At 40.1% G+C, this 10387-nt stretch carries 9 protein-coding genes; 8 read left to right on the forward strand and 1 reads right to left on the reverse strand.

Translation table 11 applies throughout. The features are described 5' to 3' along the window. The first annotated feature begins 111 nt into the window (after nucleotides 1-111). From JMX82_RS11185 to JMX82_RS11220, 8 genes are all read left to right on the forward strand, one after another. Nucleotides 112-1026: a nicotinate-nicotinamide nucleotide adenylyltransferase gene (locus JMX82_RS11185; protein ID WP_201540598.1), complete on the forward strand. Its 915-nt coding sequence runs from the start codon at nucleotides 112-114 to the stop codon at nucleotides 1024-1026. A 141-nt stretch (nucleotides 1027-1167) separates the two neighbouring features. Beyond that, complete coding sequence (gene rsfS / locus JMX82_RS11190; RefSeq protein ID WP_045443355.1) at nucleotides 1168-1581, forward strand: ribosome silencing factor; 414 nt, start codon at nucleotides 1168-1170, stop codon at nucleotides 1579-1581. A 225-nt stretch (nucleotides 1582-1806) separates the two neighbouring features. After that, nucleotides 1807-2589 carry an MOSC domain-containing protein gene (locus JMX82_RS11195; RefSeq protein WP_413786776.1) on the forward strand — a complete coding sequence of 261 codons (783 nt, stop codon included), beginning with the start codon at nucleotides 1807-1809 and terminating at the stop codon, nucleotides 2587-2589. Nucleotides 2590-2791: 202 nt separating this feature from the next. Then, nucleotides 2792-3667 carry an N-acetylmuramoyl-L-alanine amidase gene (locus JMX82_RS11200; protein WP_201540599.1) on the forward strand — a complete coding sequence of 292 codons (876 nt, stop codon included), beginning with the start codon at nucleotides 2792-2794 and terminating at the stop codon, nucleotides 3665-3667. Between the two features lie 306 nt (nucleotides 3668-3973). Beyond that, entirely contained in the window at nucleotides 3974-4720 is a 747-nt protein-coding gene (locus JMX82_RS11205) for a pyridoxine 5'-phosphate synthase (protein ID WP_201540600.1), read from the forward strand. A gap of 406 nt (nucleotides 4721-5126) precedes the next feature. Then, nucleotides 5127-6317 carry a glycine C-acetyltransferase gene (gene kbl / locus JMX82_RS11210; RefSeq protein WP_201540601.1) on the forward strand — a complete coding sequence of 397 codons (1191 nt, stop codon included), beginning with the start codon at nucleotides 5127-5129 and terminating at the stop codon, nucleotides 6315-6317. Nucleotides 6318-6383: 66 nt separating this feature from the next. Then, nucleotides 6384-7409, forward strand: coding sequence for an L-threonine 3-dehydrogenase (gene tdh / locus JMX82_RS11215; RefSeq protein ID WP_201540602.1), 1026 nt, complete (start codon nucleotides 6384-6386; stop codon nucleotides 7407-7409). A 119-nt stretch (nucleotides 7410-7528) separates the two neighbouring features. Further along, nucleotides 7529-7717, forward strand: coding sequence for a hypothetical protein (locus tag JMX82_RS11220; protein WP_201540603.1), 189 nt, complete (start codon nucleotides 7529-7531; stop codon nucleotides 7715-7717). Between the two features lie 79 nt (nucleotides 7718-7796). Here JMX82_RS11220 and JMX82_RS11225 read toward each other — a convergent pair whose 3' ends face one another. Then, nucleotides 7797-10142, reverse strand: coding sequence for a hypothetical protein (locus tag JMX82_RS11225; RefSeq protein WP_201540604.1), 2346 nt, complete (start codon nucleotides 10140-10142; stop codon nucleotides 7797-7799). Nucleotides 10143-10387: the final 245 nt, after the last annotated feature.

Consider the following 10387-nt stretch of genomic DNA (forward strand, 5'->3'; position numbering starts at 1 on the left):
CCCTCTACAATAGCGCTACCATCGAAGCATTTATCCTAAAAAGGTCCGCTGATAAAAGGGTAAAATGCATCAACGACAACGTGCCTCTTATCTATTTTTACGCATTTATTTATGCCAAATACCAGCAAAAATTCTCAAAAAAATACACCTGCGCCAGCCATCCGTGCTTATCTTGGCGGCTCATTTGATCCCGTACATGATGGTCATCTGCAAATGGCGATGACTGTTTATCAGCGTTTGCTACCGATAGCCAAGCAGCAACAGCGCGCGCTGCACGTGTCACTATTGCCCAATGCGCGCTCACCCTTTAAAGAAAAAAGTACAGCTCCTAAACACCGTCTGGCGATGTTAAAGCTTGCGACACTCAACACACCGCTACAAATTAATGAGCTTGAGCTGTGGCAAACACCACCTGTTTATACCATCGATAGTGTACGCACGTTGCGCCAGCGTTATCCGCATGACAGTCTAATATTCATCATCGGTATGGATAGCGCGCTGAGTTTGAGCAAATGGAAAAACGGTTTAGAGCTTACGGATTACGTCAATCTTTGGGTGTTTAATCGTGATGACCTGTCTGATATTAATCATAAAAATAATCGCCTGTTGGCAACCACGACTCATTGCGCCAACAAAACGTTAGTCGCGCAGGATACGATGAACTTGCACATCCAATTACCTGCGCAGCTGCAATCTTTACGCATCGATGCGCCTATTGATTTATTACAGCCCACCTCTCAAGCATCGACCGATAGCCGTCTCTTGAAAAACACCCATCAAGGCCACATTTATATAGACTCGCGTCCTATCGCCACGATATCCAGTACACAGATACGCCAACAGTTGCAGCCGACAGACAATCGATCGAATATAATATCCGCAGCGGCAAGGCAAATGACATCTATCGCACCAATAAATGATATCATAGACAATACTGCACCCAATCCATTAGCTAAATGGCTAAATCCTGCTGTTTATCAATATATTATCGCCCATCAGCTATATTCTGCTGCTCAATTCCGTTAAAATCGCCTTATCTTTGTCATTTTGCCCATCCAGTCTCTACAGCTGACTGGCGACATCTAGTCCATTCGACAATGCCAACGCATGCAAATTGACGATTTACCTTTTTATTTTTAATATTGACGATTCAAGAGATCAAAATTTATGACCAACACCATGACTGAAGAACGCTTAAAAGAATGCTTAGCCGTTGTTGAGACCGCTCTAGATGATATGAAAGCGAAGAACATCACCGTAATGAATGTAGAAGATTTGACTGACGTAACCGAACGCATCGTTATCGCTGACGGTACTTCTAAGCGCCATGTACGCGCGATGGCTGACAATGTCGGCGCTGAAGCGAAGCAAGCGGGCTTTATGCCACTTGGTCGCGAAGGCGGTATCGACTCTGACTGGACATTGATTGATCTGGGCGCTGTCGTCGTGCATGTAATGACGCCACAAGCCCGTGAGTTCTATGACTTAGAAGGTCTATGGTCATCACCTGAGCAATTGGCTGAGCTGGTCGCTGTACCGCGTGAAAAGAAAACGGCCGGCCGCCGCAATAAAAATAAATAATTTTATTTATTTTTATAACGCTGTGAAAACCAAAAAGACCAGATATCTATTCTGGTCTTTTTTTGTCTAAAATTTACCGTTCTAATACCCTTTCACCTACTGCTAAATTTTAAGCGGCTGAATGCTTAGCATTAGATGAGTGATTAAGCTAAGATAATACGCATTATTAATACCAGTATTAAAGTAGCCTCTCCCCTAATAAATCCCTACAGATTAGGAAAACCTATGAGCTTAGAACCTATAAATATAGCAACGCTAATATCTTCTACCCCAAAAAATGTAGCCGACTTTAACCAAAACCTGCCGCTACATATCGCCAATCTAATTTGCGTCCGCGCTGGCAAAGCCATGCCATTCACCCGTGAAGAAATGAGTGCCATTGATAAAGCGCCAATCAAAGCGCCTGTTGCGGTCAACTTCATGGGATTGACCACTGATGAGCAAGCCGATCGTAAGCATCATGGTGGCCCACTCAAAGCCGTGCATCAACTGGCACCTGCAACTTATGAGAAAATTAACGCAGAATTTGGTCTAAAAGTCCGCGTCGGTACATTGGGCGAAAACCTCACGACTGAAGCCGTGAATGGTCTACCTGAAATGACCGAATCTACAGTTTGTATTGGCGACGTTTTTGAGTATGGTGATACGGCTACTAGTACGGATGATGTTGATAATTTACAACTGCGTATCGTCCAACCACGACGCCCTTGCTACAAAATCAACGACCAAATCGGACAGTTTACCAAAGTGCCAAATATTGCAGCATGGGTCAGCAAACAAGGCATCTCTGGCTGGTACTTCCAAGTCGTGACAGATGGTCTGATTAATGCGGATTTGCCAGTTTACTTGATAGAACGCCCTTATCCATTCGCCACGTTAGAGAAGCTGTGGCAGCTATCAAATTCAAAAGAAAAATTTGATGCCGAGTTGATTGAGCCTTGGCTTGCGATTGAGTGTTTAGAAGATAGTTGGAAAAAGGTGTTGGCTAAGAAGATTCGCAAGAATTAAAAAAGCTTTCAAAGATATCTCGAACTCATCTATCTACTATCAATAAAAAAATAAAGGCAAGTATAGTCAATCCTATATAAATCAAATACGGTGTCAGGCTCGCTTAGTCTACTATTTGTAGTACTTTCGCTCGCCTTCCTTGTATCAAAATTATATTGAAACGACTATATCAAAGCTCACCTTTATTCACACAGAGCATTTCATGGTAAAAAACATCTTCTTAGCGTTTGGCTTAACACTGCCCTTGATTGGCTGCGTGACCACGACCTCCCCAGTAGCAACTACCAAAAGCTACATCGTGGACAGTAAAACCTACCAAGCCACTGGCAAGAGCGAGCGCATCAAAACCATCGTCCTGCACTATACGGTGTCAGACAATGACAGATCGATCAAAACACTGACCACAGGCAAGGTCAGCGCGCACTATTTAGTGTTAGATAATGACGACGATAAAATTTATAATCTCGTCCCAGAAAATGAACGCGCTTGGCATGCGGGCGATGGTGGCTTTGCGGGACGGACAATCCTGAACGATACTTCTATCGGCATAGAAATCGTCAATGCAGGGATTGCGCCTGAATATAAAGATGCACTAAAAAATGGCAATATCGACTACCATCCTTATGAGCATTATGTCGCCTTTAATGAGTGGCAGATTAAAAAGGTCGCGGAGCTGGTGCAAGATATCACTACTAGATATGATATCTCACCAAAGAATATCATTGGTCATTCTGATATGGCACCCTCACGTAAGATAGACCCCGGTGCAAAGTTTCCTTGGCAGCAACTGTATAAAGATTATGGTATCGGCGCTTGGTATGATGCTGCTGATAAGCTTGCTTTTATGGATACAAATGCATTTGCAGCGGCGACGATACCTGAGCTTAAGCAGCAGTTTCGTGACTATGGCTATCAGATTAACAATAGTGACGAATGGGACAAAGCCAGTCGTGATGTCGTCTATGCGTTTCAACTACACTTTAGACCCCGTAACCCAACAGGAACGGTAGATTTAGAGACTTATGCTATTTTAAAGGCATTGAATAAGAAGTATGCTGATACCAGCGATTTTTATTAGGGCATGTCCTCATTTTAAAAATGGTAATAAAAATGAGATAAATTGCAGTCAAACGAGGAAAATAGCGCAGATAATATTAGGATATTAACCAGCTATTTGACGATGTTTGACAAGATTTAGCTCATTTAGAGGATACTCAATTGAATTGAGGACACACCCTATAGTCGATTCAATTTAAAAATAGTACAAGGCAACCGAGTGTAGATGTATATTAAATACTTCAAACGAGGTTAACGCAGTAATAATTTTATAGTGGAATGACTATAATTATGTCATCAATAATAAACGAGCTGTACAAGGAATTTTATGAGCACATTGTTTAGCGTAAATTTGAATAAATTGGCTTTGATCCGTAACTCTCGCGGTACTGACTACCCTAACCTGTTGACCTTTGTAAAAAAACTGATTGACCTAGGGGTTAAAGGCTTTACCGTACACCCGAGACCCGATGAGCGTCATATCAGATACCAAGATGTCTATGATGTCAGTGCATTCTTAAAGGACTATCCAGAGATTGAGTTCAATATCGAAGGCAATCCAAACGAGCAGTTTTTAAAGATTATCCGTGAAGTAAAGCCGCATCAATGTACGCTCGTGCCAGACAGTGACGATCAGCTGACCTCGGATCACGGCTTTGATATCATCACACATCATGAGTTTTTATCGACATTAAGCAAAGAGCTACAAGCCTTTGGTACGCGCTGTGCGGTGTTCATTGATCCTGATGTTGAGCAAATCAAAGCGGTCATCGAGAGCGATGTGCAGACAATCGAGATGTATACCGAAGAATGGGCACGCGCCTACAGTAATGGTAAGAGCGATGACAAGTTTGATTTCGATGAGGTACAGCAACGCTTTAGCGACTGTATTAATCTAGCCAATCAAAACGGTATCCGCGTCAATGCGGGTCATGATTTGAACTTGGATAATTTGGCTGATCTGCTCGCGCTTAGTGATATCGCTGAAGTGTCGATTGGTCATGCATTTACGATTGAATCATTGGAACAAGGCATGGATAATGTCGTGCGTCAGTATTTAGCAATTTGTGGGTAGTCCAAACTAATAAGCAAATAGTCTATTCACTTTACACTCGATGCGGTGATGCTGGGATATATTTTATGCAGCCTCTGTCAGCGTAGACACAGCAAGCAAGCAAAATTTATACCAGTAGCACGGCAATATTGGCGTATCAATTTTATTTTAAAATGACTAGGGCGTGTCCTCATTTTAAAAATGGTGATAAAAATGAGATAAATTGCAGTCAAACAAGGAAAATAGCGCAGATAATATCGAGATATTAGTCAGCTATTTGACACCGTTTGGCAAGATTTATCCATTTTTAACCCATTTAGATGATTATCGATTGAATTGAGGACACGCCCTACAGTTTGGTTCTATCAGCAGTCCTAATATCTGCATTATCAATAAAAACGCTAATAATATTAAAAAAGGAATCTTTATGTATCAAGACTTTCAGAAACACCTACAACAAGAAATCAGTGATATACGCGCAGCAGGACTGTATAAAACCGAGCGCGTGATCACCTCTCCACAAGATGCGCTCATCAAAATCACTGATGGCCGTGAGGTGCTTAACTTCTGTGCCAATAATTATCTTGGATTGTCTGACCACCCTGAGATTAAAAAGGCAGCTATCGAGGCTATTGAAAACTCAGGTTATGGCATGTCATCGGTGCGTTTTATTTGTGGGACGCAAGATTTGCATAAGCAATTAGAAGCGGCGATTTCTAAGTTTTTTAATACCGAAGATACGATTCTTTATGCGGCCTGTTTCGATGCCAATGGCGGTGCCTTTGAACCACTACTGACCAGCGATGACGCCATTATTTCTGATTCGTTAAATCATGCCTCAATCATCGACGGCGTACGCCTGTGTAAAGCGGCGCGCTATCGCTATGCCAATGCGGATATGCAAGATTTGGAGACGCAATTACAAGCGGCGCAAGCACAGCGTTTTCGTTTAATTGTCACCGATGGTGTGTTTTCGATGGATGGTAATGTCGCGCCCATGGATGAGATTTATGCATTGGCACAAAAATATGATGCCATGGTGATGATTGACGAGTCACATTCAGCAGGTGTGGTCGGTCACACTGGTGGCGGCGTGACTGAATTGTTTGATCTACGTGGTGATATTGAGCTAATCACTGGTACTTTGGGCAAAGCATTTGGCGGTGCTATTGGCGGCTTTACCACGGGTAAAAAAGAAATCGTTGAGATGTTGCGTCAACGCTCACGCCCGTATCTGTTTTCAAATTCTATTCCTCCTATGGTGGCGGCGGCTGGGGTAAAAGCGTTTGAGATGCTGTCGCAAGACAATACCCTACAAGATAAATTGCATGAAAATACCGCCTATTTTGTGAAGAAGATGCAAGATGCAGGCTTCGATATCAAACCCACCGCATCAGCAATTTGTGCGGTCATGCTTTATGACGCCAATGTCTCGCAACAAATGGCCGACGAGCTGTTGAAAGAAGGCATTTATGTGATTGGCTTCTTCTACCCTGTCGTACCCAAAGACCAAGCTCGCATCCGTGTCCAGCTCTCTGCTGCCCATACTCGCGAGCAGCTAGACAAGTGTATCACCGCCTTTATCAAAGTCGCCAAGCAAATGAAGGTGATTGATTAAGCGTCGTTCGATATTCACTCGCTAGATTCAACCATTAAGTACAACACCGTTAAATAAGAGAAGAATATGAAAGCACTGGTTAAAGCCCATGCCAAAAAAGGCATCTGGATGCAAGATATGCCAGAACCTACGGTTGGCATCAATGACGTTAAAATTAAAATTAAAAAAACCGCCATTTGTGGTACAGATTTGCACATTTATAAGTGGGATGAGTGGTCAGAAAGAACCATCAAGACACCAATGATTATCGGACATGAATACGTCGGCATCATTAGTGAAATAGGCGATGGCGTGAAGCACTTTGAAGTGGGCGACCGAGTCACTGGCGAAGGACATATCGCTTGCGGGCATTGCCGTAACTGCCGCCGTGGCAAGCTGCATGTGTGCGAAAATACCATCGGCGTGGGCGTCGACCGCGATGGCGCGTTTGCCGAATACTTGGTGATACCTGCCGATAATGTCATCAAACTCGACGAGCGGATCAGCGATGAGATGGCAGCCATTATGGATCCCTTTGGCAATGCCACTCATACTGCCCTTTCATTTCCTGTCCTTGGTGAAGATGTGCTAATCACGGGTGCGGGACTGATTGGTTCTATGGCGACAGCGATTTGCCGCTTCGCAGGGGCGCGTAATATTGTGGTCAGTGATATCAGTGATTATCGCCTAGCGCTTGCCAAAAAAATGGGCGCGACGATGACCATCAACCCAGCCAAAGGGGAAACCATCGAAGGTGCCATTACTGAGTTAAAAATGCACGGCTTTGATATTGGGCTTGAGATGTCAGGCTCGCCTCAGGCCTTTGATTCGATGATTAGTAATATGTATAACGGCTCTAAAATCTCGCTCTTGGGCATTTTGCCGAACACCACCACGGTGGATTGGAGCAAGATTATTTTTAAGGCATTAACCCTAAAAGGTATTTATGGCCGTGAGATGTGGGAGACGTGGTATCAGATGGAGCAAATGCTGATTAGCGGTATTGATCTATCGCCCATCATTACCCATCGCATGCACATTGATGACTTTCAAGAAGGCTTTGATATCATGGAAAGTGGACAATGCGGTAAAGTAATTTTAAACTGGGATTGATAACGTAGCGCATCAGTAGTTGAGGAGTCGTGGTTAGGGTTTACATTATTACGACCTATAAAACGGCACTGATTTCAGTGCCGTTTTTTATAGGGTGAAAATTATATGAGGGATAAACTATGAGCGATTCTGAAGCCGAAAAACTTGAAAAGTATTTAGCAGAAAAAGCCCAACAAGAGCAAGCAAAACAGCAGGAAGCTGAGCCGCTCTCTGCCTATGATGCTTGTGTGCTAAAAGAAAGCGCTAGGATTCATGAGCTGATTGCTGAGGCTCAGAGGGAGTCTAAAGAGCATGATTTGGATGACTAAGGCGAAAATGTACTTTAAAGGGATTCCCTTTACTAATATATTTATGGTGGGTTGTGCTCGCTAACCCACCATGGGTTATCTATCTTTTATATTTTGAAAATAATTTTATAACTCTACTTAGCTTAGATAGCACTTTATCCTCGTTCAACTCTTCTTGAACAATATCATCAATATGTTCTTCAATGGCCTCTTCATCATCAACAATATCTTCTGAGATTAAACTCAGTTCAATAAATGGTTGAGTTTCATCAATTTCAATGTCTAATTTATAATCAAATGATAAATTACCTTTTGTTTTATCCTGTTCATTTTCATTGAAAATAATGTTTACAATATTATTATCTTCAAAACCTTCAATAATTAAGGCTTTAAATCTGTCTTTCGTTGTCAAAACACATGAATTTACAATATCAAAACTATGATCATAAACCTCACAATCGCCAATTTTGTAAGAATAGTCTTCTGCATAAATCCTTGTGATTTGGAACTGTTCACGCTTCTGTTCATCTTTATATAAATCGAAGATTAAAGCACACAAACTAGAGTGACATAAGAGAACAGTATGAGATATTTCAGCGGTATTTAAAATAGAAAACAACATATCTTCTAAAGAGTTAAATGACTCATAGTTTGTTGGCTTGTTGATGACTATTTTTCTTAATATAACATTACTTAGATTACCTGCTATTCCTTCGCTATAATTTTCAACCAAGTTATGTATTGGAGGTCTATCTTCAATCATGATATAAGATTTCTCAAAATCTCTCGTGATAACTTGATTATTACTAATTAATTTAATTCCATCTCTTTTTATTACATCAAACATATTAAGTGGAAACTTCGTTTCATCAGCCATAAAGTCGTTAGATGCCACTTTACCCATTTCAGAAAGTATTGTTTTATCGATATTAGAACTTATAATATGGTTATTATTAATCTGCTCAATCTCATTAATTAGCTCTTCCATTGACTCTACAAAATTTGTGCGATAGTTCACAATTTCTTCAGGTGTTATTTCAGCAGATAATAGCTTGTACTCAGACGTTTTTTGAGCAATCTCAATTAAAGCTTTAAAACTACGAATCATATCTTCTCTGTTTGAGAAGCTGTAAACATTCGACTTTAAAATATTAAGCCAGTCTCTAGATATCTTCCATTTGGTTGAAGAGTAGGAAATAATTAGTTGAACAACTTCTTGGTCTATATTTACGTTATACCAGCCTGCGTACATCCTACCAGAAACCATTTTTTGACTAAATTTACTACTCAAACTTTCAATTAACTTAGCCTGCCATCCAGAATGATTCTCTATACCGCCAGAGTGAAATTTTTTATGTCTAATATAAACACCTAGCAGTTGACTAGCCTGATTGATACTTTTAACTTGAGTATCGATAGTACCAGTAGAATGGAGTCTCTTTTCTTCTAGTAATGCGTCAATATAAGGTTTGACTCTTGGAATATCATCGCTATTAGTTAATATGGAACATACTATTAAAAACCTTACATCAATATATGCATTTTTTAGAGCTATATTGATGGCCGACTCTATATTCTCATCTCTTCCTTTTCTAATCTTAAACCACAAGTCGAAATTATCTTTGGATAGCATTTCAATATCAATAATTTCTGAATGCCATAAATATTCTTCGTTCTGAGTCTGTACATCTAAAGTTCTATTTCTCCAATGAATCAACATATCGGTAGACCAACCCAACGCTTGATCATTTTCGAAGCTTAATGACTCAATAACCATTTCAGCTGTATATTTTAGATGCTCGAATAATATTGGATACGATTTAGTAGTATCCTTATACTTATGTGTAATATAAAATCTTTTCCACTCCTCCCAGACCGATACAAAATTACGTATAGAATCTTCGAAACCATCACTAACTGCTATATCAGCTTTATCAGATAGGTTTTTCCACTTCAAAAGAGCAACCCAGAGATATAACGTATTTCTGAGAACGGTCTCAGCTTCAGACTGAGTTATATGCTTTTGTTCGAAGAAAATTTTTCGGTAAAAGCGTAGGCTATGGTAGAAGTATTGTGTATTACTCGGAATTTTATCAACTGTTTGCTTCAATAGAACATAATAAGTCCTCATAAAGCCTGTAAAATATGATCCACTCCAAGCACCTTCACTTAGCAATAACCAGTTATCAGACTCACCGCTATTATTTTCAAAAGATAAAACATCAGCTAGTTGTATGTGATACTTTGCTAGTCTATCCAATGATTCAATAAAATCTTTTTCGTCATTATTACTTAACGCATTATATAAAGGACTAGTAAATGTTTCTAAAGCAGATGATATGCTAATATCTACTTTATTGCTTTTCTTATCATATTTTACAGAGTTTTTTATTAGAAATGATACAAAATTCCCTATATCAAAACCTGAATATTTTACTAAAGTCACTTTTTTATCTTTACCTGTAAATGCAGGGATAGAGACGTAAAGTCTAAAATTATTTGTTTCTTGATTACTTTTATCTATAGTATATTTTAAAATTTTAGCTTGCAGCCATATCGCTAGATTTAGCTTCCATAGTGAGACAGTATATAACTCTTTATTTTTACCAGCAATATATAGTCAGTTCAAAACAAAAGTGTTATGTCTAGGACAAACATCATAAAATAATTTGGATAAGTCATTTTCCATCC

Source organism: Psychrobacter sp. 1044 (assembly GCF_904846525.1).
In the GTDB taxonomy this organism is placed as follows: domain Bacteria; phylum Pseudomonadota; class Gammaproteobacteria; order Pseudomonadales; family Moraxellaceae; genus Psychrobacter.